30 protein-coding genes and 1 pseudogene are annotated in these 21,255 nt (G+C 69.2%); 12 read left to right on the top strand and 19 right to left on the bottom strand.

Annotated features, from left to right (window positions below; genetic code table 11):
• Nucleotides 1-686, top strand: a pseudogene (locus tag Q0379_RS05460) (hypothetical protein); the annotation flags it as partial.
• A gap of 71 nt (nucleotides 687-757) precedes the next feature.
• Here the strand turns inward: Q0379_RS05460 and Q0379_RS05455 are convergent.
• Entirely contained in the window at nucleotides 758-1,012 is a 255-nt protein-coding gene (locus tag Q0379_RS05455; protein WP_299005363.1) for a WhiB family transcriptional regulator, read from the bottom strand.
• A gap of 224 nt (nucleotides 1,013-1,236) precedes the next feature.
• Nucleotides 1,237-1,443: a hypothetical protein gene (locus Q0379_RS05450; protein ID WP_299005360.1), complete on the bottom strand. Its 207-nt coding sequence runs from the start codon at nucleotides 1,441-1,443 to the stop codon at nucleotides 1,237-1,239.
• Between the two features lie 391 nt (nucleotides 1,444-1,834).
• Here Q0379_RS05450 and trbF point away from each other — a divergent pair, with 391 nt between their 5' ends.
• The 4 genes from trbF to Q0379_RS05430 are packed head-to-tail and all read left to right on the top strand — an operon-like array spanning nucleotide 1,835 to nucleotide 4,681.
• The gene (gene trbF / locus Q0379_RS05445; protein ID WP_299005357.1) at nucleotides 1,835-2,521 is read left to right on the top strand and encodes a conjugal transfer protein TrbF; all 687 of its coding nucleotides are present in this window, start codon (nucleotides 1,835-1,837) and stop codon (nucleotides 2,519-2,521) included.
• Nucleotides 2,518-3,297 (top strand): P-type conjugative transfer protein TrbG, encoded by a 780-nt coding sequence (gene trbG, locus Q0379_RS05440; RefSeq protein ID WP_299005354.1) that lies wholly within the window; start codon nucleotides 2,518-2,520, stop codon nucleotides 3,295-3,297. The genes trbF and trbG overlap by 4 nt, the downstream gene beginning before the upstream one ends.
• The gene (locus tag Q0379_RS05435; protein WP_299005351.1) at nucleotides 3,294-4,460 is read left to right on the top strand and encodes a TrbI/VirB10 family protein; all 1,167 of its coding nucleotides are present in this window, start codon (nucleotides 3,294-3,296) and stop codon (nucleotides 4,458-4,460) included. Before trbG ends, Q0379_RS05435 begins: the two co-directional genes overlap by 4 nt.
• Nucleotides 4,457-4,681 (top strand): DUF2274 domain-containing protein, encoded by a 225-nt coding sequence (locus Q0379_RS05430; protein ID WP_299005348.1) that lies wholly within the window; start codon nucleotides 4,457-4,459, stop codon nucleotides 4,679-4,681. The genes Q0379_RS05435 and Q0379_RS05430 overlap by 4 nt, the downstream gene beginning before the upstream one ends.
• Here the strand turns inward: Q0379_RS05430 and Q0379_RS05425 are convergent.
• Nucleotides 4,678-5,076: a helix-turn-helix transcriptional regulator gene (locus tag Q0379_RS05425; RefSeq protein ID WP_299005345.1), complete on the bottom strand. Its 399-nt coding sequence runs from the start codon at nucleotides 5,074-5,076 to the stop codon at nucleotides 4,678-4,680. The two genes, Q0379_RS05430 and Q0379_RS05425, sit on opposite strands and share 4 nt — an antisense overlap.
• A gap of 140 nt (nucleotides 5,077-5,216) precedes the next feature.
• On the opposite strand from Q0379_RS05425, the gene Q0379_RS05420 reads away from it, so the two are divergent.
• Complete coding sequence (locus Q0379_RS05420; RefSeq protein ID WP_299005342.1) at nucleotides 5,217-5,423, top strand: hypothetical protein; 207 nt, start codon at nucleotides 5,217-5,219, stop codon at nucleotides 5,421-5,423.
• A gap of 111 nt (nucleotides 5,424-5,534) precedes the next feature.
• On the opposite strand, the gene Q0379_RS05415 is transcribed toward Q0379_RS05420, so the two are convergent.
• Genes Q0379_RS05415 through Q0379_RS05405 form a run of 3 tightly spaced genes read right to left on the bottom strand, consistent with a single transcriptional unit; the run spans nucleotide 5,535 to nucleotide 6,789 of the window.
• Complete coding sequence (locus Q0379_RS05415) at nucleotides 5,535-5,660, bottom strand: hypothetical protein (RefSeq protein ID WP_299005339.1); 126 nt, start codon at nucleotides 5,658-5,660, stop codon at nucleotides 5,535-5,537.
• 32 nt (nucleotides 5,661-5,692) lie between these two features.
• Complete coding sequence (locus Q0379_RS05410; protein WP_299005336.1) at nucleotides 5,693-6,019, bottom strand: hypothetical protein; 327 nt, start codon at nucleotides 6,017-6,019, stop codon at nucleotides 5,693-5,695.
• Nucleotides 6,016-6,789, bottom strand: coding sequence for an exodeoxyribonuclease III (locus Q0379_RS05405; RefSeq protein ID WP_299005333.1), 774 nt, complete (start codon nucleotides 6,787-6,789; stop codon nucleotides 6,016-6,018). Before Q0379_RS05405 ends, Q0379_RS05410 begins: the two co-directional genes overlap by 4 nt.
• 100 nt (nucleotides 6,790-6,889) lie before the next feature.
• Between Q0379_RS05405 and Q0379_RS05400 the strand changes: the two genes are divergently transcribed.
• On the top strand, nucleotides 6,890-7,072 hold the full coding sequence (locus Q0379_RS05400) for a hypothetical protein (protein ID WP_062093622.1): 183 nt from the start codon (nucleotides 6,890-6,892) through the stop codon (nucleotides 7,070-7,072).
• Here the strand turns inward: Q0379_RS05400 and Q0379_RS05395 are convergent.
• Together Q0379_RS05395 and Q0379_RS05390 are read right to left on the bottom strand one after the other, a co-directional pair.
• Nucleotides 7,069-7,953, bottom strand: a complete 885-nt coding sequence (locus Q0379_RS05395; protein WP_299005329.1) for a Ku protein — start codon at nucleotides 7,951-7,953, stop codon at nucleotides 7,069-7,071. The genes Q0379_RS05400 and Q0379_RS05395 overlap by 4 nt on opposite strands.
• A gap of 87 nt (nucleotides 7,954-8,040) precedes the next feature.
• Nucleotides 8,041-8,271 carry a DUF5961 family protein gene (locus Q0379_RS05390; protein ID WP_299005326.1) on the bottom strand — a complete coding sequence of 77 codons (231 nt, stop codon included), beginning with the start codon at nucleotides 8,269-8,271 and terminating at the stop codon, nucleotides 8,041-8,043.
• Between the two features lie 212 nt (nucleotides 8,272-8,483).
• Between Q0379_RS05390 and Q0379_RS05385 the strand changes: the two genes are divergently transcribed.
• Nucleotides 8,484-8,861, top strand: a complete 378-nt coding sequence (locus tag Q0379_RS05385; protein ID WP_299005323.1) for a hypothetical protein — start codon at nucleotides 8,484-8,486, stop codon at nucleotides 8,859-8,861.
• On the opposite strand, the gene Q0379_RS05380 is transcribed toward Q0379_RS05385, so the two are convergent.
• Genes Q0379_RS05380 through Q0379_RS05365 form a run of 4 tightly spaced genes read right to left on the bottom strand, consistent with a single transcriptional unit; the run spans nucleotide 8,858 to nucleotide 14,813 of the window.
• Nucleotides 8,858-9,442 (bottom strand): alpha-ketoglutarate-dependent dioxygenase AlkB, encoded by a 585-nt coding sequence (locus Q0379_RS05380; protein WP_299005320.1) that lies wholly within the window; start codon nucleotides 9,440-9,442, stop codon nucleotides 8,858-8,860. The genes Q0379_RS05385 and Q0379_RS05380 overlap by 4 nt on opposite strands.
• 7 nt (nucleotides 9,443-9,449) lie before the next feature.
• On the bottom strand, nucleotides 9,450-12,614 hold the full coding sequence (locus Q0379_RS05375; RefSeq protein WP_299005317.1) for an error-prone DNA polymerase: 3,165 nt from the start codon (nucleotides 12,612-12,614) through the stop codon (nucleotides 9,450-9,452).
• The gene (locus tag Q0379_RS05370; RefSeq protein WP_299005314.1) at nucleotides 12,611-14,074 is read right to left on the bottom strand and encodes a DNA polymerase Y family protein; all 1,464 of its coding nucleotides are present in this window, start codon (nucleotides 14,072-14,074) and stop codon (nucleotides 12,611-12,613) included. The genes Q0379_RS05375 and Q0379_RS05370 overlap by 4 nt, the downstream gene beginning before the upstream one ends.
• Nucleotides 14,046-14,813, bottom strand: coding sequence for a damage-inducible protein (locus Q0379_RS05365; RefSeq protein ID WP_299005311.1), 768 nt, complete (start codon nucleotides 14,811-14,813; stop codon nucleotides 14,046-14,048). Before Q0379_RS05365 ends, Q0379_RS05370 begins: the two co-directional genes overlap by 29 nt.
• A 233-nt stretch (nucleotides 14,814-15,046) precedes the next feature.
• On the opposite strand from Q0379_RS05365, the gene Q0379_RS05360 reads away from it, so the two are divergent.
• The gene (locus Q0379_RS05360; RefSeq protein WP_299005308.1) at nucleotides 15,047-15,259 is read left to right on the top strand and encodes a hypothetical protein; all 213 of its coding nucleotides are present in this window, start codon (nucleotides 15,047-15,049) and stop codon (nucleotides 15,257-15,259) included.
• Here the strand turns inward: Q0379_RS05360 and dinB are convergent.
• On the bottom strand, nucleotides 15,256-16,326 hold the full coding sequence (gene dinB, locus Q0379_RS05355) for a DNA polymerase IV (protein WP_299005305.1): 1,071 nt from the start codon (nucleotides 16,324-16,326) through the stop codon (nucleotides 15,256-15,258). The two genes, Q0379_RS05360 and dinB, sit on opposite strands and share 4 nt — an antisense overlap.
• A 133-nt stretch (nucleotides 16,327-16,459) precedes the next feature.
• Between dinB and Q0379_RS05350 the strand changes: the two genes are divergently transcribed.
• Nucleotides 16,460-16,837: a hypothetical protein gene (locus tag Q0379_RS05350; protein ID WP_299005302.1), complete on the top strand. Its 378-nt coding sequence runs from the start codon at nucleotides 16,460-16,462 to the stop codon at nucleotides 16,835-16,837.
• Between the two features lie 30 nt (nucleotides 16,838-16,867).
• Nucleotides 16,868-17,443 carry a YbhB/YbcL family Raf kinase inhibitor-like protein gene (locus tag Q0379_RS05345; protein WP_299005299.1) on the top strand — a complete coding sequence of 192 codons (576 nt, stop codon included), beginning with the start codon at nucleotides 16,868-16,870 and terminating at the stop codon, nucleotides 17,441-17,443.
• On the opposite strand, the gene Q0379_RS05340 is transcribed toward Q0379_RS05345, so the two are convergent.
• Nucleotides 17,428-17,838 carry a hypothetical protein gene (locus Q0379_RS05340; protein ID WP_299005296.1) on the bottom strand — a complete coding sequence of 137 codons (411 nt, stop codon included), beginning with the start codon at nucleotides 17,836-17,838 and terminating at the stop codon, nucleotides 17,428-17,430. The two genes, Q0379_RS05345 and Q0379_RS05340, sit on opposite strands and share 16 nt — an antisense overlap.
• 89 nt (nucleotides 17,839-17,927) lie before the next feature.
• Between Q0379_RS05340 and Q0379_RS05335 the strand changes: the two genes are divergently transcribed.
• The gene (locus Q0379_RS05335; RefSeq protein ID WP_299005293.1) at nucleotides 17,928-18,257 is read left to right on the top strand and encodes a hypothetical protein; all 330 of its coding nucleotides are present in this window, start codon (nucleotides 17,928-17,930) and stop codon (nucleotides 18,255-18,257) included.
• A gap of 5 nt (nucleotides 18,258-18,262) precedes the next feature.
• On the opposite strand, the gene Q0379_RS05330 is transcribed toward Q0379_RS05335, so the two are convergent.
• From Q0379_RS05330 to Q0379_RS05310, 5 genes are all read right to left on the bottom strand, one after another.
• Complete coding sequence (locus Q0379_RS05330; protein WP_299005290.1) at nucleotides 18,263-19,018, bottom strand: SOS response-associated peptidase family protein; 756 nt, start codon at nucleotides 19,016-19,018, stop codon at nucleotides 18,263-18,265.
• A 77-nt stretch (nucleotides 19,019-19,095) separates the two neighbouring features.
• Complete coding sequence (locus tag Q0379_RS05325) at nucleotides 19,096-19,449, bottom strand: hypothetical protein (protein ID WP_299005287.1); 354 nt, start codon at nucleotides 19,447-19,449, stop codon at nucleotides 19,096-19,098.
• A 190-nt stretch (nucleotides 19,450-19,639) separates the two neighbouring features.
• A complete protein-coding gene (locus Q0379_RS05320; RefSeq protein ID WP_299005285.1) occupies nucleotides 19,640-19,903 on the bottom strand; it encodes a DksA/TraR family C4-type zinc finger protein in 264 nt (87 codons plus the stop codon).
• Between the two features lie 165 nt (nucleotides 19,904-20,068).
• Nucleotides 20,069-20,452 carry a copper-binding protein gene (locus tag Q0379_RS05315; protein WP_299005282.1) on the bottom strand — a complete coding sequence of 128 codons (384 nt, stop codon included), beginning with the start codon at nucleotides 20,450-20,452 and terminating at the stop codon, nucleotides 20,069-20,071.
• Between the two features lie 12 nt (nucleotides 20,453-20,464).
• A partial coding sequence (locus Q0379_RS05310; RefSeq protein WP_299005278.1) for an efflux RND transporter permease subunit occupies nucleotides 20,465-21,255 on the bottom strand: 791 nt, incomplete at its 5' end.

Genomic DNA, 21,255 nt, shown 5'->3' with positions numbered 1-21,255 from the left:
TCCTCACCTCCGAAGATCGCATCCGCGACGAACTGCTGCAGGTTACACAGATCCCCCGCTGGCTCGGCAGCGGCTACCTGTTCCTCACGCGGAATGAGCTCTCGGTCGCCCCCTCGTTCACCGCGCCGCGGAAGACGATTTTCAGCCAGCAGGGGATGCTCCAGCGCGCCTATATCGGCACCGATCGCGTCTTCGTGACGACCAGCGGCGGAGGCATCGCTGCGTTTGATGCGCGGACCTTCGTCGAAGTCCCGACGGAGACGCTCCCCGGGGTGCCGTGGCTCGCCTCGTACGCAGCAAAAGATGCGGCGCGCGCGATCGCCGTCTTCGACCTCCTCGGGCCGGTGCGCACGACCGATGGCGGGAAGACCTGGCAGCGGTTGCCGATCGCCGCCGCCATCGCGAAGGTCGACGTCGTTCGGGACACCTTCGTGCTCCAAGAGGCCTCCGAAAACGGAAATACATCCAACACATCGCGTCGTTTCGTCGTCGACGACGACGGCAGCGGCCTGCCCGAGGGGTTCAGCCTGGAGGCCTCCGACCGCCTCGGTTTGCAGATCGTGCGGACGCTGGTGACCGCCGAACTCGACGGGTCACTGGAGATCCGGCCTGCTCCGGGCGGGGGCACCAATGCGGTGCTGCGGGTGCCCATCGGCCGGCGCAGCAGCCGTGCGGTCGGGCCCTGAGAAACGCCAGAGAAGGCAAACAACCACGGCCCCGGCGTGATCGCCGGGGCCGTGGCCGAAGAGTCGGTGGACTAGACGCCGGTGCGTGCCCGGGTCCGAGCGTTGCGGCGCTTGAGGGCGCGGCGCTCGTCCTCGCTCATGCCACCCCACACGCCGGCGTCCTGGCCGGAGTCCAGCGCCCAGGTGAGGCACTCGGTGACCACGGGGCAGCGATTGCACACGAGCTTCGCGTCAGCGATCTGGGCCAAGGCCGGGCCGCTGTTCCCGACCGGGAAGAACAGTTCCGGATCCTCGTCCCGACAGACCGCCTTGTGGCGCCAATCCATTTGTCGCTACTCCTTTGATTAACTGTGTGCGCACCAAAGTAGGGGGTATGCCCCGCAAACCTTGGGTGTTAACCCGTGCACACACAAATGTTGTTGCACTGTTACTCCGATGGTTCCACAGGCGTGGGGGAAGTCAATAGGACTTCGGCGAAGCGTGGGCAATGTCACTCCCGGGGCGGTTTAGTACCGCCTTGCCCGGTGTACTAAACTCCGGCCCGATCCACTCAAAAACTGCTGGTCGTACAGAGTCCTCGCAGTTCAGGGCGGTGACCGTCAGGCCGGCGGCGCCACCACCAGCGCGACGAGGCGCCGGGGTTGGTGCGCAGCAGGCCGCTGCGCCACAGATAGACCGCGTAGACGCCGTAGACGATGGCGGTGAGCAGAAAACCCAGGCTCAGCAGACCGTCGGACGGATCGAACATCGTCGACATCGCAGGTCAGCGGAAGAGGCAGCCCGGCCGCGCCACCCGCGCAAGCGGGCGCAGCGGCCGGTGCAGGCGGGCGCACCCCGCCGGCCGGCGGCGCGGCCCCGACCCCGGACGGTCCGCCTCCGTCGAGCCCTTCCGGTGGCGGGACGAGTTCGTCGTCGTCGGCCGGCGCGGCGGCGCGCGGCGGTAGCGGTCCCGCCGGAAACTCGGGCGGAGGCTCCGGCGAAGGCGGCGGCGAGAGCGGCGAGGGCGCGCCGTCCGCCGCGCCCGCCTGGGCCCGCGACCTGCAGCACCGCCAGACCCTGGCCCATGGCGCGGCCATGGCCGTCCACGCCGCCGGCAGCGGCGACGATCACAGCGCCGGCGCGGCGCCCAGCCTTTCGGAGGATAGATGATGAGCCCGCTCAAGGGGCCGGCGCGCTTCGGCGCGACCCCGGCGCCCGAAACTCCCTATCAACGGGCCGGGCAGGCCTGGGACGAGCGCATCGGTTCCGCGCGCGTCCAGGCTCGCAACTGGCGCCTGATGGCCCTGGGGCTGCTCGCCCTCAGCGGCGGCCTGACCGGCGGGCTCGTAGCCCTGTCGTTGCGCGGCGGCGTCACGCCCTGGGTCGTGGAGGTCGACCGCCTGGGCGAGCCGCGCGTTGTCGCGCCCGCCGTTCAGGGCGCGCGGCCGACCGACGCCATGATCGCCTGGACCCTGGCCCGCTTCGTCGTTGACGTGCGCACCATCTCCACCGACCCCGTCCTGATGCGTCAGGCCTGGCTGCGCGCCTACGACTTCACCGACGCGGCGGGCGCGGCGGCGCTCTCCGACCACGCCCGCCGCGCCGACCCGTTCAGCCAGGTCGGCAAGGCTCAGGCGGTGGCGTCGGTGACCAGCGTCGTGCGCGCCTCTCCGTCGAGCTTCCGCGTCGCCTGGACCGAGCAGCGCTTCGAGGGCGGCCAGCTGGTCGCCACCGAGCGCTGGACGGCCATCCTGACGGTGCGGATCAAACCGCCCACGACCGCCGAGGGCCTGCGGTCCAACCCGCAGGGGGTCTTCGTCAGCGCCATCGCCTGGTCCAAGGAGTTCGGCGCATGATCCGGATGGCTGCCTATGCCGGCGCCGCCGCCTTGTTGTGCGCCACTTCCGCCGGCGCCGAGGATCGCGATCTGCGCCTGGCCGCCCCGGCCGGCATGATCGCCTTCGACTACGAGGAGACCAGCGTCTATCCGCTCCTGGCCACCCCAGGGCGTATCACCGACATCGTGCTCGAGCCGGGCGAGACGCTCGTCTCCCAGGGGGCGGTGGCGGCGGGCGATACCGCCCGCTGGGTGATCGGCGACACCAGCAGCGGCGCGGGCGTGGGCCGGCGCGTCCACGTTCTGGTCAAGCCGACCGAGCCGGGCCTGGCCACCAACCTGGTCATCAACACCGACCGGCGCACCTACCATCTGGAACTGCGGGCCTCGGCCAGGACCTGGAACGCCCAGGTGTCGTGGCGCTACCGGCGCGAGGCGATCCCGGTGGTCGCCGCCCGACCGGCGCCCGTGCCGTCGTCCTTGGACCTTGCGCGGGTCAATCACGACTATCGCATCGAGGGCGATCATCCGGCCTGGCGCCCGGTGGCGGTCTTCGATGACGGGCGCAGGGCCTATGTTGAGTTTGGTCCCGGCGTGGCCCTGGACGATCTGCCGCCGCTTTACCGCACGGGCCTCGACGGCCGGTCCGCCGAGCTGCTCAACTATCACGTGGAGGGCCGTCGGCTCGTTCTGGACCGCCTGTTCGATCGCGCGGAGCTGCGCCTGGGTGACAAGCATCGAGCCAAGCGCGTGCGGCTCGTCAGGCTCGCGCCGAAGGCGGAGACGGACCGATGAGCCAGGATCGCACCCCCGCCGAGGAAGAGATCGCCAAGTCGCTGCGCCTGCGCGGCGCGTCGCCGCCGGTGGCCCGGTTGTCGCGGCGGGCGCTGGTGGTCAGTGGCGCTGCCTTGTCCCTGGCGCTGTTCGCGGCGCTGGGCTGGTCTCTGTCCGAACGGCGGCGGCCGCCACCGCCAGCGGCCGATCCATCACCGGCCAGCGCGCCATCCGAGCGTGTCACCGCTCTGCCGCGGGGGTATGTCGGCCCAGCCGGGGTTCCGGCCCTGGGCCCGCCGCTGCCCGGCGACCTGGGGCGTCCCATGCTGGCCGCTCAGCAACGCGGCAAGACGGTCGACTGGCCGTCCGGCGAGCCGGCGCCGACGATCGGTACGCCGCCTGCCATGCCGCCGCAGCGTCCGGCAGCGGATCTCGAGCGCGAGACGCGCGTGGCGGCCAGGCAGGCCGCGCGCCAGAGCGACCTCTTTGCGACGGCGCGGCCCGATGGGCGTGGCGGATCGGCTGCGCCGAGCGCCGCCGCTCCCGGGACCGCCACGCCGGCGATCGACGCCAGGACGACCAGCGGTGAGCGGCTACAGGCGCCGGCCTCGCCGTACGTGTTGCAGGCCGGCGCGGTGATCCCCGCCGCGCTGGTGACCGGATTGCGGTCGGACGCGCCGGGCGTCGCCATCGCCCAGGTCACCCAGGACGTCCACGATAGCCTGGGCGGCGGCGTCCTGCTGATCCCGGCCGGGTCGCGCCTGATCGGGGAGTACGGCGCCGAGGTGAAGGCCGGCGACAGCCGCCTGCAGGTGATGTGGACGCGCCTGATCCTGCCTTCAGGCCGCTCGATCGTGCTGGACAAGCTGCCAGCCGCGGACGCCCAGGGGATGGCGGGGTTGCAGGACGGCGTCGACCGCCACGGCGGCCGCATCCTGGCCGCCGCAGGGCTTTCGACCCTCCTGGCGATCGGAGCCGAAAGCGGCGCGTCTGCCGACGAGTCCGACCTGGTTCGCGCGATCCGGCGCGGCGGCGCCGACGCCGTCACCGATGTCGGGCGCCAGATCGTGGGCCGCAGCCTCGATCGCGTCCCGACCCTCACGATCCGGCCCGGCGCGCCCCTGCGCGTGCTGCTGACCAAGGACCTCGTGCTCGAACCCTATGTCGAAAGGACCTCTCGATGAGCAAGCTGAAGCTGCGTCCGCTGGAGGACGAGACGCCGGTCAAGATGACCCTCGACGTGCCGGCCGCCACCCACCGCAATCTCCTGGCCTACGCCCAGGCCCACGCGGCCCAGACCGGCGGCAAGCCGGCCGAACCCGTTCGTTTGGTCGTGCCGATGCTCGACCAGTTCATGGCCAGCGACCGGGCCTTCGTGCGCGGACGAAACCCTCGTGGCGGCTAGTCGGCGTCTTCGGCCAGGACGGCCAGCAGGGCCAGGATGCGCCGCTTCAATGGGCGGGGCAGGGCGGTCATCGCCTGGGCCATCGCCGAGCCTTCGGGGCAGGCTCCGAGACGGATCAGGGCCAGCGCGGCTGGAGACGGTTCTGGCTCGCCGCCTGGCCCGGTCGGCGGCAAGCCCTCGAAGAACCATTCGGGGGTGGTTCGCAGCACCTTGGCCGCGGCGTGCAGGGTCGAGGCGGCGATGCGGTTGGCCCCGGTCTCGTATTTCTGGACCTGCTGAAAGGTCAGGCCCAGATCGGCGGCTAGGGCGCCCTGGCTGACCTTCAGGATCTGGCGGCGCAGCCGGATGCGGGCGCCGACATGCTGGTCGACATGATGCTTGGCGGGACTGGGCAAGGCAGGCTCCGGACGGTGGAGCTGTAGACGCGCGGGCAGGCGGGTGTTGGTAGCGCGCGGCCAAATATATTTCCGTTGGCCGGGCCTGGAGCTCGCCTGGCGGTCTTGTGGATGTGCGATCACCGGCGTTAGCTGCCGGCATGGTCAAGACCCCCAAGCCGCTGGACGAGGTCGATTGGGCGGAGGCCGCCGAGCATCTGGTGGGGATGTTTCCGGGCGCCTCGCTGGGTGAGATCGTGGCGCGGGCCGAGGCCGCGGCCGTGACGTTGAACCAGATGGGCATGATGCGCGAGGCCGAGTCCATGCGACGGGCGGCCGAACATGTGCGCAGGCACAGGATGAACTAGGTCAACGGAACGAACGGACGTCGCCACGGAGACTCGTCGGCTAAGCCCTCTTCGTCCAGGAGGATCTCTGGCCAGGGCCTGTTTCACGCTCTCGGCGTAGGTCTAGACGCGCTAGGCTCGGGGCAAGGCCTGGACGAGGACGAACACCAAGCCGGCGGCCAGCAGGACCAGGGCGGCAAGGCCCGCCCAGCCGGCGGGCGTCAGCAGGCGGGCGGTGGGTCGGGAGCGAGCGGGCATGAGGCTATGGTACGGCGCCGCTCATGGCGGCGCTAGGTCGCGTCGAGGCGCGCCCACCACTCGGCATAGACGGTGTTCTTGGCCATATGGCGGTTGAGGTCCGGCGATTTGTCGTTCCACCAGACCGGGCCGCGCTCTCCCAACCCCACCTTTGCGGCCTCGACCTGAGCGCGGGCCTTGGCCAGTTGATCTGGGTCCTTGGCCGCAAGCGCCGCCCGGACTGCGCGACGCGCCTCCATCAGCGCGTTCACCAAGGTCCTGCGGTGCTCAGGCGATAGATGCGGATTGCTTCGTCGCCAGAGCCGGCCGCGCACGACGATGTAGCGGCCATCCGGCGTGACGGGCGCAGGCGCCGTCATCGGGACAGTTCGATCCAGGCCGGCGCGTGGTCGCTCGCGCCATCGAGCCCGCGCACCCATCGATCGACGCCGGCGTCCTGGAGCTGGTCGGCCAAATCCGGCGACAGCAGCAGATGGTCGATGCGCAGGCCTTTGTCCTTGGGCCAGCGCTCCCGCAGATAGGACCAATAGGTCCACGGCGCGGCGTTCGGATGCACGGCGCGCAGGGCGTCGGTCCAGCCCTGGCCGAGCAGGCGCTGGAAGGCGGCGCGGCTTTCAGGACGCAGCAGGGCGTCGCCGCCATAGGAATGGTTGGGATAGATGTCGGCCTCGGTGGGCACGACATTGTAGTCGCCGGCCAGGACGACGGGCGCGCCCGTATCCAGGAGGCTCTGGGCATGGGCCAGCAGCGCCTCGAACCAGGCCAGCTTGTAGTCGAACTTTGGGCCGGGAACCGGATTGCCGTTGGGCAGGTATAGGCAGCCGACCAGCACACCGCCCACGGCCGCCTCGATATACCGGCTCTGGGAGGGATCGGGCTCGCCGGGTAGGGCGCTGCGCGTCAGGACCGGGGTCATGCCGCGCGCCAGGATCGCAACCCCATTCCAGGTGCGCTGGCCCTTCCACACCGCGCCATAGCCCATCTGCTCCAAGGCTTCGGCTGGAAAGCGGCCCTGCTCGGTCTCCAACTCCTGCAGGCAGACGACATCGGGCTGGGCGTCGTCGAGCCACTCAAGCAGCGGGTCGAAGCGGCTGAGCACGTTGTTGATGTTCAAGGTGGCGATGCGCACGCCACGACAACCGTCACCGCCGGGACGTCGTTCCAGCGGCCCGGTGCGGAACAGTTTGGCTGGCCTGCGGATTCGTCTTTCGAAAGGGAGACTTACCGCCATGTCCAAACGTGAACTGATCGAGCCCACGCCTGGTGACAAGCGCTATGTGCGTCGTGACGACAAAGGCCACTTCTCCGAGGTGGTCGATGTCGGCAAATCGTCGGCCGCCGACCAGCGCCGCCACTCAAGCCATGACGCGGGACGCGGCCAAGGCGACAAGGGCGACCGCCAGAAGGCCTAGCCGGCCTTGCGGCGCGCCGGCGCCTTGGTGGGCGCCGGCGCGGCTGCCTTCGTCGCTCGGCCGGAGGCTCTGGTCGCGGTCTTCTGCGACTTGGTCTTCGCGCCGGGCGCGCCGCCGAGGCTCGCCCGCAGCGCCGCCATCACGTCCACGACATTGGTGTCGTCCGGCTCGGCGACCTTGGCCACCTTGTGGCCCTTGCGCTTGTCGGCGATCAGGGCCTTCAGCGCCTCCTCATAGCGGTCGGTGAACTGGCTGGGGTCGAACGGGCCTTCCTGCTGCTGGATGATCTTCTCGGCGATGGAGATCATCGCCGCGTCCGGCGCCTTGTCGCTGATCGCCCCGAAGATCTCGTCCTCGGCGCGCACCTCCGCCTCGGTGCGCAGCGTGTAGGCCAGGATGCCCTTGCCGCGCGGCTCCAGCGCCAGCAGGCGCTCGCGCGTTGACATGACGACCCGGCCGAGCGCGATCTGCCCCGAGCGCGCCATAGCTTCGCGGATGACGCTGAAGGCTTCCTGGGCCAGCTTGCCGTCGGGCGCGAGGTAGTAGGGGTTGTCCCAATAGAGGCGATCGATGTCGGCCTCGGGCACGAAGCGCTCGATGTCGATGGTCTTGGTGCTCTCCAGCCTGACCGAGGCGATCTCCTCGTTGGTGAGCAGGACGTACTGGCCCTTCTCGAACTCGTAGCCCTTGACCAGTTTCGCGCGCTCGATTGGCCCGGTGTCGGGGTCGGTGGTGACCATCTTGATCCGGTTGTTGGTCTCCGGATTGATCAGGTTGAAATGGACCTCGCCGCCGGAATTGGTCGCGGTGTAGAGCGCCACCGGGCAGGTGACGAGCGAAAGGCGAAGGTGTCCCTGCCAGGTGGGGCGATAGCCGGCCATGGTCTTGCTTCCGTGAGGGCCGGCAGGAGCGCCGGGCCGCGAAGACTCGACTCAACGGGGCAGGGAGTGATTCGTTCTGGCCAGTCTCTACTGGCAGGGCGCGGCCTCGCCGCTGTCCAGATCGATGCGGAAGCAGTGCTCCACCCCGCTTTCGGTCTCCCGCACAATCAGCGAGATCTCGTTGTCGGCGTCAACCGGCGGATGCCAGAGCTCGACAAAGGCAACCGCCGCATCTTCGAAGCTGACGGCGTCAACCGCGTGGCCATGGCTGGCGTCTTCGCCGCGCGCATGGACGCGATAGGTCTGGGTGTCGGGCATGGGCGATCTCCTGGCGGCAAGACAACGCTTTGCGTGGCGAAAGGATTCTGCGTCGTCGGCGGGTGTGAAACTTGGCTGCCGCATCGGACGCTGAAATACCGTCCGTCGCGTGAGTTTGGCGGGCGGGAAAGCCGGTCCGTCGTGTTCGCCCTCTAGCGCCCGCGGGCCGGCCAACCTCTCGAAAATCCACGGGGCGTCCCTATATCTAGGGCATGCACAAGCGATCGGTGGCGAACACCGCGTCCTCTCCGTTCGGGGGCGACCTGACGGTCGAGACGAGCGCCGAGATCCTCGATCTGGCGGGCGTCGCCGAGCGCCAAGAGCGCTTCCTGGCCTATGCCGCCGCCGCCAGCAAAGTCGTCACCTACGAGTTCGCCATACCTGCCGACGCAAAGGTTTTGGGTCTTGGTCCGGATGCGGAGCCGCGTGACGCGCGCGGCCAGTTGGAGCTGCAAATCGCTCTGACCGGCGGCGCTCTGGCCAAGTTCCCGGGCGGTTTGACCGCCCGCGTCCCGGTCGCGGCCGCCGCCCGGTTCGAAGGCTTGGCCAAGACCCTGATCGAGACGTTCCTGGTCGGCTGGCGCGTCTAGCGCCGCACGGTCCGGAACGTCACCGAATAGCGCAGCGCCTCGAGCGCGGGGATGCTGTGCTGCCAGTCGCTGCGCGCCGGACCGGCCATCAGATAGGCCGAGCGGGGCGCGGCAATGATCGACGCGCGGTCCCAGCGGTCCCCGGCCTTGCGCCTGAGGCGAAAGTGGCAGGGCGATAGAAGCGAGACCCCGGCGATCGCCACGGCCGGCGGCCGGTCGCGATGCCAGCCGATCCCCGCGCCCGGCGAATATTCGGTGACCAGGGCATGGCGGAAACTGTCACGCGCCAGGCCGGTGAAGGCCGCGACCTTGTCCAGCAACGGCAGCAGCAGGTCGGGGATCGGTTCGCCGTTCTCGACCATCCGGCCGCCCTCGTCCTGGCGCCAGCCAAAGCCGGCGATGCGGCGATTTCCAAAATAGCCCAGATGCTCATAGGCCTTGAACGGCAGATCCTGGAAGCTGGCGACGAGGTCGCGTTCCTCGGCCGCGTCGATCAGCTCGGCCTGGTAGCGAAAGCCTTCCGGCCAGGGAGTCCTGGGCGCCAGGGGCAGGTCGAACAGCAAGGGTTGGGTGTCGATCATTGGCGCCTCAGCAGAAATTGCGGCTACGGCGCGCCCAGGAGAGGTCGCCTCCATCGACGCCTCGGTCCTGCAGGCCAGACAGGATGTCGCCCAGGTCGTGCAGCTTGTAGGCCACCAGGTGAACGACCTCGCCCTCGCGCTGGATGCGGCCCTCCACGCCCAGGAGGTGGGCCGAAAGTGCGACCCGCGTCTGCTTTTCGTAGAGCGTCTTCCAGATCACGAGGTTGGAGACGCCGGTCTCGTCCTCCAGGGTCATGAACATCACGCCCTTGGCCGTGCCGGGCATCTGCCGGACGAGCACCAGGCCAGCCGTGCGGATGAACTGGCGGTCGCGACCGCTGGCGGCGGCCTGGCAGGGCTTGTAGCCGCGGGCGGCGAGGTCCTCGCGCAGGAGGGCCAGCGGGTGGCGGCGCAGCGACAGGCCGACATGGCCATAGTCCTCGACGATCTCGCGGCCCTCGGTCATGGGCTTGAGGGTCAGGGCCGGCTCGTTGAGATCCGAGGCGCCCGGCTGATCGAAGAGGGGCAAGGCCGTATCTCTCAGGCCCTTGATCTTCCAGCCGGCCTCACGGCGGGCAAGGCCCAGGCTGGGCCGGAACGCATCGGCCTCGGCTAGGCGCGACAAGGCCCCCGGGCCAATCCTCGCCCGGCGCCAGGCGTCGTCGATCGACCGGTAAGGCTCCTCGGCACGGGCGAGGACCAGGCGCGCGGCGTCGGCTTCGGCCAGCTTGCCGACCATGCGCAGCCCTAGTCGCACGGCCAGGGACCCGTCGGCGGCTTCCTCCAGCGTGCAGTCCCAGCGCGAGGCGTTGATGCAGATGGGCCGAACCTCGACCCCGTGCTCAATGGCGTCGCGGACGATCTGGGCCGGCTGGTAGAAGCCCATTGGCTGGCTGTTGAGCAGGGCCGCGCAGAAGACCTCGGGGTGATGGCACTTGAGCCAGGAGGAGGCGTAGGCCAGGAGCGCGAAGCTGGCCGCATGGCTTTCGGGAAAACCGTAGGAGCCAAAGCCCTCAAGCTGGCTGAAGGTCGCTTGCGCGAACTCGGGCGGATAGCCGCGGGCGACCATGCCGCCCACCAGCTTGTCCTTGAAGTGGCTGACCCCGCCGGTGAACTTGAAGGTGGCCATGGCCCGCCGCAGCTGGTCGGCCTCGCCGGGGGTGAAGCCGGCGCACTCGATCGCCACGCGCATGGCCTGCTCCTGGAAGAGCGGCACGCCCAGGGTCTTGCCCAGCACTTTTTCCAGCTCGGGCTTGGGATAGGTGACGGGCTCCTTGCCCTCGCGCCGGCGAAGATAGGGATGGACCATGTCGCCCTGGATCGGCCCGGGCCGGACGATCGCCACCTCGATGACCAGGTCGTAGAACGAGCGCGGCTTCATGCGCGGCAGCATGGCCATCTGGGCCCGGCTTTCGATCTGGAAGACGCCCAAGGTGTCGGCCCGGCGGATCATGGCGTAGGTGCGCGGATCCTCGGGCGGGATGGTGGCAAGATCCAGCGCGATTCCCTTGGCGTCCTTGAGCAAATCCAGGCCGCGCTTGAGGCAGGTCATCATGCCTAGGCCGAGGACATCGACTTTCATGAACTTCAGTTCGTCGATGTCGTCCTTGTCCCACTCGATGATCTGGCGGTCCTTCATTCGCGCCGGCTCGATCGGGACAAGCTCGTCCAGGCGGTCGTGGGTCAGGACGAACCCGCCGGGGTGCTGGCTAAAATGGCGCGGCGTGTTGAGCAGCACCTGGGCCAGCTCCAGGGTCAGGCGCAGGCGCCGGTCGGAGAGATCAAGCCCGATGCCGCGGGCGTGCTTTTCCTCGATCTGCTCACGCGAGAAGCTCCAGATCTGGCTGGAGAGCCCCTTGGTCATGTCCTCCGGGAGACCCAGCACCTTGCCGACATCGCGCACCGCGCCGCGCGGCCGAAACCGTTGCACGACCGCGACGATGGCCGAGCGATGGCGGCCATAGGTGTCGAAGATCCACTGCATCACCGTCTCGCGGCGGGCGTGCTCGAAATCGACGTCGATGTCGGGCGGCTCGTCGCGCTCGGCGCTGACGAAGCGCTCGAACAGCAGGTCGTTGCGCTCGGGATCGATCGAGGTGATGCCGAGCACGTAGCAGACGGCCGAGTTGGCGGCCGAGCCGCGTCCCTGGCAGAGGATGTCCTGGCTCTTGGAGTAGGCCACGATCGAATTGACGGTGAGGAAGTAGGGCGCATAGCCCAGCTGCCCGATCAGTCTCAGTTCGTGCTCAAGGATCCTGCGGACGTCCGGCGTCACCCCGTCCGGAAAACGCCGGGCCGCGCCTTCCCACGTCAGGCGCTCCAGGGTCTGCTGGGCGGTCTCACCGTCGGCGACCACTTCGCGGGGATACTGATAGCTGAGTTCGGACAGCGAGAACCGGCAGCGCTTGGCGATCGCCACCGAAGCGGCGACGGCGGCGCGGTGGCGGGGGAAGAGGCGAAGGATCTCGGCGGGCGCTTTCAGATAGCGGTCGGCGTGCCGATCGCGCTTGAAGCCGACATCGTCGATCGTGGTGTTCTCGCGAATGCAGGTGACGACGTCCTGCAGCAGCCGCCGGTCCTTCTCGTGGAAGAGCACCCTATTGGTGACCACGGGCGTGACGCCGGAGGCGAGGGCCATCTGCTCGAGCTCATAGAGCCGCAGCGCGTCGCCAGGCCGTCGGCGCAAGGTCAGGGCGACATGTGCGTCCGGGCCGAAAACGCCCGCGAGCTTGCCCAGCTGCTGAGCGGTGGTCTCGTCGGCGTCCTCGGGCACGAGGATGGCGATCAGGCCCTCGGCGTGGGCGGCAAGATCGGTGAGATCAAGGTCGCAGCCGCCCTTGCCCGCGCGCGTCTTTCCCAAGGACAGCATCCGCGACAGGCGGCTATAGGCCGGCCGGTCGGTGGGCAGGACCACGATCGTCATGCCGTCGCGCAGGACCAGCTCGCAGCCGACGATCAGCCGAACCCCGGTTTCCTTGGCGGCGATGTGGGCCCGCACCAGGCCGGCTAGGCTGTTGCGATCGCAGATGGCCAGCGCCCGGTAGCCGAGCCGAGCGGCCTCGTCGAACAGCTCGCCGGGGGACGACGCCCCGCGCAGCAGCGAAAAGTGGGAGGCGCATTGCAGCTCGACGTATTCGCCAAGATCTTCAGAGGGTTGATCCGTGGAGCTCATCCGAACACCCCGGCCATGAACCAGCGCTGGCTGCCCGTGGCGGCGTCCTCGCCATCGCCGTCGCGATAGAGCCAGTAGCGCGCGCCGCCCTCGTCCTCGACCTGAAAGTAGTCTCTGCTGCGCGCCAGCTCCGCGTCGTTCTTCCACCATTCGCCGAACACCCGCTCGGGCCCATCGGCGCGCCGCACGCGCCGGCGCACGCCCCGCCAGGTGAACGAAGCCGGCGGCTGGTCGGGCAGCAGGGCCACGGTCTCGATCGGCTCGGGCCGGGGGAAGAAGCGGGTCGGCCTTGGCCAGTCGACCGGCCAGGAGAAGGCCGTGACCGGTTCGCCCGGCGCCGCCTTGCGCACGCTGCGCTCGGGCAGGTCGCTCTCAGCGCTGGCCAGGCGATAGACCGACTCTGGGCCCAGGCGCGCGGCCAGGGTGTCGATCAGGCCCGAGAGGTCGGCCGCGCGCGGCCCCCCGAGCGCATCATCCTGGCTATAGGTCAGCGGCTCGGCGCCTGGCGCGGCCAGGACCATCTTGTCGACGCCAAACCCTGGATCGACCGTTTCCAGTTTCTCGCAGAGCAGCTTGGCTAGGCGCCGCGCGTCGCGGGCCGGCCTCGACAGGCCGATCCGGGCGCTCTCGATGCGGTTGTCGACCCGATAGAACCAGGCGTCGATCCCCTTGGCCCCAAGAGACTGGGCTTCCAGGGTCGAGCAAAGCTCGACGGTCAATTCCGTCAGGTAGCGCGCCAGGGTTTCGGGCGCACCGATCGGCTCGGCGAAGATCTTGGCCGCGCGCGGCGTTTCGGGCGCGAACACCGGCTCGATCGGCTCGCGCTCGCGGGCGAAGGCCTGGTTGAGACGCCGGACAGGCTCCAGGCCGAAGCGGTGGGCCAGCGGGCCGGTGGCCGTCGCCTCCAGCTCGCCAATGGTGTCGAAGCCCGGCTTGGCCAAGGCGTGGACCAGGTCCGGCGCCAGGCGCAGGGCCGCCACCGGCAGGTCCTTCAACTGTGGGCCAAGCCCGCCGGCCGGGACCACAAACACCGCGCGGCGCGAATAGCGGGCCAGGGCATGGGCGCCGCCCCAGCTGTCGGCGATGGCGACGGCGGCGCCATAGCCGGCCTTGGCGAGCCGTCGGCGAATGTCGATCAGCATCTTCTCCTCGCCGCCGAAGAGATGGGCGCAGCCGGTGGCGTCGATGACAAGGCCGTCGGGCGGATCGGCCGCCACGGTCGGCGAGTAGAGGCGCTGCGCCCACAGCGCCAGCCGCTGCAGGGCGGCGTTGTCGCCGTCCGGATCGAGGTCGTTCAGGACGAGGCCCGGAACCATGGCCGTGGCGTGGGCGACCGCCTGGCCCAGCCGCAGCCCCGCCTTGGCCGCGGCGAGGTTCATGTGCGCCACCGCGCGACGACGCCCGATCCGCCCGACCATGACGATCGGCGTGTCAGGCGACGGCGCGGCTTTGCCCTGCATCCGGGCTAGCCGGTCGGTGGGCCAGCGCGGCAGGAAGACGGAGATGACCCTTTGCGTCACAGGCTTCTAGCTCGATGTCGAAGGCGTCGCCGGCCTTGCAGCGGAGGAGTTCGAGGAACCAGCGGGCTCGGCCCACGCCGGGAACCGTGGGCGGCAGCGGCGAGGAGGGCAGGGTCGAGACCCGCCACCGCGTCTCGGCCGCCGTCGGCTGGCCAAGATCGGCCGCATCGGCGGTGCGCCGCCATCTTCGGACCGCGATGGCGATCTGGCCGCTTTTCTCGGCGACCAGCTGCAGCCGGCGCGAGGCGGTCATCGAAAGCTTGCCCACCTCGCCGACCACGCCGGCCAGGCCTGGCCAGCGCAGCCCTTCCTCCATCGCCGCCAGCACGCCGGCCTCGTCACCGGCGTCGGCGAAGATCACCCGACCGGGCGGAAGACCGGCTTGGGCGAGGGACGGCGCGAACAGGTCGGCCTGGCGCCGACACCAGAGGACCTCGCCCTGCGCTCTGGCCAGGATGCCGGCCGCGAACCGGGCGGCGGTCGCGCCGTAAAGCGCCTCTTCAGCGCCGCCCGCGACCTCGTGCAGCGCTCCAAGCGCCAAGCCCCCGCCGGGCAGGCGCGCATCGAGCGGCGGCACGCCGAACGGCAGCACCGCCCGGGTCACGCGGTCCTGGGCTTCCAGGGCGCGGACCTTGCGGCGAAGCGCGTCGAGTGCGGCGGGGTGAGGGGCTGCTGACATGTTTGAATAATGAGTGTGTTCCACCTTTGTTCTCTTCGGTATGGCGGAGTCAACGGGGCCCTGGGTGCGGCTCAGGCGCACGCCTATGCCAGGAGCCAGGCGCGGCAAGGGTTTGAGCGGAGTCGGAATTTTTCAGGCACGACCGAAGCTGACGTAAGCTCTGCCGGCCGCCGACGCCTTCAAGTCGCCAAGTCAAGCTGTGCGCGCTAGGGTGGCGCCGACGGAGGCGGGCCATGGACGAGGACGACGACAAGGCCGAGCGCCGCGCCTGGGGTGAATGGGAAGGCTGGGCCGCCTGCATCCTGGCCGCCGTCATGCCGACCGCGATCCTGGCCAGCCTCGTTCAAAGGATCGAGGGCAAGACCGAGCCGTGGTTCGTCCCAGGCCTCTTCATCGGCCTCTTCAGCTTGATGGTCCTGGCGCTGCGGCCCTGGAGCCTGCGCTAGACCGGCAAGGCCGCCTGGACCGGCGGCGGAGCGCTCGCGAAGCTGGACACGGTGACACCGAGCAGGCGCACGCCCGTTCGCAGCGGATAAACCGAGCCAACTAGGTCCCGGGCGACCCGGCGCAGGGTCTCACCGTCGGTGATGGGGCCGGAAAGCGAGCGGCTGCGGGTGGCCTGCTGGAAGTCGGCGTACTTGATCTTGACCGTCACGGTCCGGCCGAACGCGCCGGCCTTCTCGCACCACGAAAAGACCTTGACGGCCAGGGCGACGATCTCCGCTTCGATGCGGGCGGTGTCGAGAAGATCGGTCTCGAAGGTCGTCTCCGAGCCGGACGACTTGCGCTCACGGTCGGGATTGACCGGCCGCTCGTCAATCCCGCGGGCGATCCCGAAGAACCATGGCCCCGATCGCCCGAAGTGGTGGACCAGGAAATCCAGGCTCTGGCGATGCAGGTCCTCGCCGGTCTCGATGCCCAGAGCCTTCATCTTGCGCTCGGTGACCTCGCCTACGCCGTGGAAGCGGCCGATCGGCAAGGTGGCGACGAAGGCCTGACCCTGTCCCGGCGCGACCAGGAACTGGCCGTCGGGCTTATTCTGGTCGCTGGCCATCTTGGCCAGGAACTTGGTGTACGACACCCCGGCCGAGGCGGTCAGGCCCGTCTCGGCGAGGATCCGCGCGCGGATCTGGCGCGCGGTCTCGGTGGCGCTGCCGACCCCAGCCTTGTCGGCGGTGACGTCGAGATAGGCCTCATCGAGGGAGAGCGGTTCGATCAGGTCGGTGAAGTCGGCGAAGATCGCGTGGATCTGCCTCGAGACCGCCCGATAGACCTCGAACCGGGGCGGGGTGAAGATGAGCTGCGGGCACTTTCGCAGAGCCGTGGTCGAGGGCATGGCCGAGCGCACGCCAAACCGCCGGGCCTCGTAGCTGGCGGCCGCCACGACGCCGCGCCGCGCCCCGTGGCCGACAGCCAGCGGCTTGCCCCGCAGGGCGGGGTCGTCACGCTGTTCCACCGACGCGTAGAAGGCGTCCATGTCGATATGAATGATTTTCCGGGCGCTCGACTCCATGTCCCCAGCTATCTAGCACCCTGTGAACGAAACGGGAACTTTTCACTTGAAGCCCGCGGGCCACTTGGGCCAAACCGGAACCGCCGGGCCGCGGCGGCCGGTCTGTCTATCGTCAGGGTCTCGGGGGAGTCTGGTGTCACGTATCGAGGGCGAATTCTTGAAGCTGGCGCTGGAGAGCGGCCTGGCGCAGACCATCGCCGAGACCCTCAAGGACGTCGACCGCGCCATCGCCGAGCTGCCCGATCGCCCCAGCGCTCTGCGCTATCGCAGCCGTCTGGAGGACCAGCGCCTGGCGCTGCGCAGCCCAAGCCTGCGCACCATCGCCGCCCTGATGGTCTCGATGTGCGCCAAGGACCCAGGCCTGACCCCGCGCATCCGCCGGGCGTTCGCCCAACTGGCCGAGGGCCATCCGGAGCTGGCCTGGCTCTATGTGCAGCTGCCGCCGGAGGCCAAGGCGGCGGTCGCCGACGAACCTGACCTGGGACGCGCGGTTGAACGAAGGCGGGCCTGAAGCGGTTCTTCCGTCCGAAAGGAGCCGCCCATGCTCGAGAAGATTCCCCACGGCGTTGGCCATGCGCTGCACGGCGTGCGCGCCGGGTTCGACAAGGTCGCCAGCGAAGACCGCGCCTTCGCCGACGCCGAAGACACTGTCGCGCTGTCCAGCCCCGCCTTCGAGGACGGCGGGTCCATCCCGCCGCGTTATACGGCCGACGGGGAGGGTCTCTCACCGCCTCTGGCCTGGCGTGGCCTGCCGGCGGGCGCGGCGGCCGTGGCGCTTCTGGTCGAGGATCCCGATGCGCCCGCGCCCGAGCCGCTCGTCCATCTCCTGGCCTGGGACCTGCCGCCGGCCCTGACCGAGCTGCCGGAGGGCGAGTTCCGCAGTCCCGGCCACCCCGGCCTGGACGAGAACCTCGGCAAGAACAGCTTCCTTGACGCAGGCTGGCTGCCGCCGGACCCGCCGAGCGGCCATGGCCCGCATCTTTACGTGTTCCAGCTCTTCGCGCTCGACACGCCGCTGACGTTCGACGGCCATCCTGGCCGCGGCGCCTTCCTCGAGGCGATCGCGGGCCACGTCCTGGCCAAGGGGATGCTGGTGGGGACCTACGAGCGGCCGTAGTGCGTCACGGCCTCGTGGGGCGCGGCCAGGCGCGCGAGCGCCGCGGCGGGATCGTCCTGGATCTCGCTGTAGAGCCGCTCGGCCAGAACGTCTTGGTAGACGGCCAGATCGTCGGCCGCCGCGCCGCTCTCAAGATGTTCGGCAAGCGCCCGGCGCAGGCTCCAGGCCTGCGACCCGATCGCCAGCGCAAGCGCCTTATCGATCTCCAGGACAGCCTGGGCCGCTCGCTGCACCATGCCGCGCTGAGGCGCGACGAGTTCGGCGACCATCCAGGTTTCGCCGCCGAAACTGCGACAGGTAAAGCCGACCGCCGCGACGCCGCGACGGACGATCTCGCGCCAGTAGTCGACGACGGTGTCTTCCTCTTGCGGCAACCTCATGGTGCGATAACGCAAGGCGTTCGCCCGGCGCTGCGGGGCGTGGCAAATGCTAGGCGGCGACCCTGCGCCTCGCTAGGCTGATGGACGGCCACCAGAGATCCTCCATGGCGAACGACCGCCCGCCCTCGACCCTGAAACGGCCGCCTGAAGCGCTCATCCGCCGCTTCCATCCTGGCCAGGTCGGTCCCGACACCGTCCGGACCTATCTGATCAAGGGCTACTCCCTGGCGATTTGCTGCAAGGATTGTCCCCGCTGCATCGAGTGGACGCCGCAGGATCTGGTCGAGAAGTTCGGCGACCGCACCGGGATCAAGATCGCCGACATCGCCGCGCGGCTGTCCTGCAGCGGCCAAGAGGGCTGCGGCTCCAAGGAGATCGCGGTCTTCCCCCATCTCTATGACGGATCCTGGTCCTCGACGCCGCCCGACGACTAGGATCTTCAGGCCGGCACGACCTCGTCGCTCTTGCCGCCGAACGCGACGATCTTCAGGCGGTCGGGCAGGGGGCGCTGAAGGGGGGCGACCTCGCTCCAGGGCGCCGGGCTCATCCACAGGTCCCACTCCTCCGGCTCGGTCAGGATCACGGGCATGGCCTTGGAATGATAGGTCTTCACCGGCTCGGCCGAGTCCGTCGTCAGGAAGCCGTAGGCGACGATCTCCTCCCAGCCCTTGCTGATCATTCGCACGCAGGCGTGCGGCGTCCAGATACCGGCGAAGAACGCGAGCGGGCGGCTCTCATCGAGCGCGAACCAGATGTTCTTGCGCGTCTTCTCGTGATCCTGGTCGGGCTCGGCGAACGAGGTGAACGGCACCAGGCAGCGGTTGGCGGGGCCAAGCCACTGTCCCCAATGCTTGTGTGTTCGCCCCGTCGCCTGGCTGGTTGTGTTTCGGATGTTGGTCATGCCTTTGTCGGGCTCCATTCTGAGGAGCTCCGCAAAATCAAACTCCGTGCCTTTCGCGCGCAGTTTGTCGGCCCGCGTCGTGGCCGCTTCGAACTGGGTCTGGGACGAAGACGGCATTCCCCAACGCGCGTCGCGCATCATCCGCTGTCCATCTTCGCCATTGATGATGATCGGCGCGGCGTAGTCGGGATAGATGCCCGGCATCGGCGGCTGGTTGTTGTTGAGATCGGTCATCGCCCGCGCCAGGGCCGCGACTTCGGCGCGCGCCTTCATCAGGGCATAGAGATTGCACATTCACGAGGTCTCCAGAGGGCCGGTCGGCCGACGCTAGCGATCGCGCGCAAGACTGCAAAGCCGCACGATCAGGTCGGCTAGGCGTCCTTCAGCCAGATCCGCGCATGCCACCAGCCGCGCGGCGCGTACTCAGGATCGCCCAAGCCGTCGAAGAACATTTCCACATGCCGGGCCAGCGGGTGGTCGACGAGGGCGCGGCAGGGCGCGCCCTGGCCGTGAAGCTCGACCTGCGGCGGCCCTTCGGGACGGCCTTCTTCGAGGTGAGGTGCCTCGGCCGGCGAGTCCTCGAACCACACGACCAGACCGCCGTCGCGGGCGGTGTCGACGTGGCGGACCCACGGAAGGCTTTCCAAATAGCCGGGCTGACCGGTCAGGCCGTCGATCTCCACGGCGGTCAGCGACTGGGCGGTGACGGTAGGGGCGTGGTGCATGGGAACGAATATAGAACATCCGGGAGGCGATGGCGAGTCGCCGGACAAAAAGCCAAGGGGGGTGGCCCGAGACGCGAGGCCTCGGGCCGGGCTCCAGGTATCGCCGCCGCCATGTTCTCAAAACGGCGGGTCAGTCCCGAGCCCTTGGAGACCGGGCGCCTTAGCCAGGCGCGCGGGTCCCCAATCCTGATCAGCGCAACTGGCTATCCTTGCTGCCGCGCCGATTGATGCTGCTGAACACCACCTGCTTGTCGCGGCCCGACTGGCAGTCGATGCAGGTGCGGCAGCCGGGCAGGGCGCGGCGGCGCGCCTCGGGAATGTCCTCGCCGCATTCGATACAGAAGAGCAGGCTTTCGCCAGCCGGAAGCCGGGCGCGAGCCTGTAGGACGCCGTCCGTTACCGTGTCCTCGATCTGGTCGAGCACGCCCCCGTCATGTGTCCATCCGCCGGCCATGAGCCTCCTGAGAACTCCCGTTATTTGTCAGGGCCTTAGATAGGAGTTCTCGCCCTGATCTCCAGGGGCGCCCCTGCGGCGGCGCCGGACAGTTTGTCGCGGCGCCGCCTGTCGGCGGGTCAGGCCCGCCCCAGAAGGCGCCCTCGGCAGCGTCCGTTGATCAGCTCATCGTTTGGCGATGGAGGTGACTTCGCCGGCGCCATCATGGAGCTTGAGATCGAAGGCCACCTTGTCGCCGACAGCGATCCCATTCAGGAGGGGCGGCGTGATCTTGAAGCCCATGGTCATGGCCGGCCAGCCCGCTTCCGGAATGGGCTCGTGGGCGAGGGTGATCGTACCGGCGGCCTTGTCCATCGCCGTCACGACGCCAACGCCCTTGGCCATCTTGTCGGCCGGCGCCATGGCCATGCCGGCCATGTCGTTGTTTGCGGCGGGGACGGCCGCCGGGGCCGGGGCAGGCGGCATCGCGGGCGCTTCGGTCTTGCGGCCGCAGGCGGCCAGGCTGACCGTCGCCAGCAACGCCGCGAGGGCCAGGGACGGAGTCTTCATCAGCTCATCTCCTTAGGCTGAAGTTGAAGTGGAAGAGGTGGTTCGGGCTTGCCGGCGACGCAGCAGCAGGTATCCGGCCGGGATCACGAACATCGACAGCAGCGGGGCGCTCAGCATGCCGCCGAGCATCGGCGCGGCGATCCGACTCATCACCTCCGAGCCGGCGCCATGGCCCCAGAGGATCGGCGCCAGGCCCGCCAGGATCACCGCCACGGTCATGGCCTTGGGCCTCACGCGCAGCAGGGCGCCTTCACGGACGGCCGCCTCGACCTGATCCGGCGTCGGATCAGAGCCGAAGGCGTCCAGGGCGTGCTTGAGATAGATCAGCATCACCACGCCGAACTCAGCAGAAACCCCGGCCAGGGCGATGAAGCCGACGCCCGTGGCGACGGACTGGTGAAAGCCCGACAGGTACAGTGTCCAGATCCCGCCCGTGAGCGCGAAGGGCAGGGTAGCCATGATCAGCCCCGCCTCGTCAAAGCGCCGGAAGATCACGTAGAGCAGCACGAAGATGATCAGCAGCGTGGCCGGCACGACGATCTTGAGACGATCGGCGGCGCGCTGCAGATATTCGAACTGGCCCGAATAGGAGACGCTGACGCCCGGTGAGAGTTTGACCCTCTGGCTCACGGCCTGGCGCAGATCGCCGACGACCGAGGCGAGGTCCCGCCCCCGGACATCGACATAGACCCAGGTGGTCGGGCGGCCGTTCTCGCTCTTGAGCATCGGCGGACCATCGGCGATCTCAACCTGCGCCACCGTGCCCAGGGTGATCTGGGCGCCGCCCGGGGTGAGGATCGGCA

This window comes from uncultured Caulobacter sp. (assembly GCF_937900395.1).
Lineage (GTDB): Bacteria > Pseudomonadota > Alphaproteobacteria > Caulobacterales > Caulobacteraceae > Caulobacter.
The sequence above is the reverse complement of the archived record's forward strand: the minus strand, read 5'-3'. Positions and strand labels throughout refer to the sequence as shown.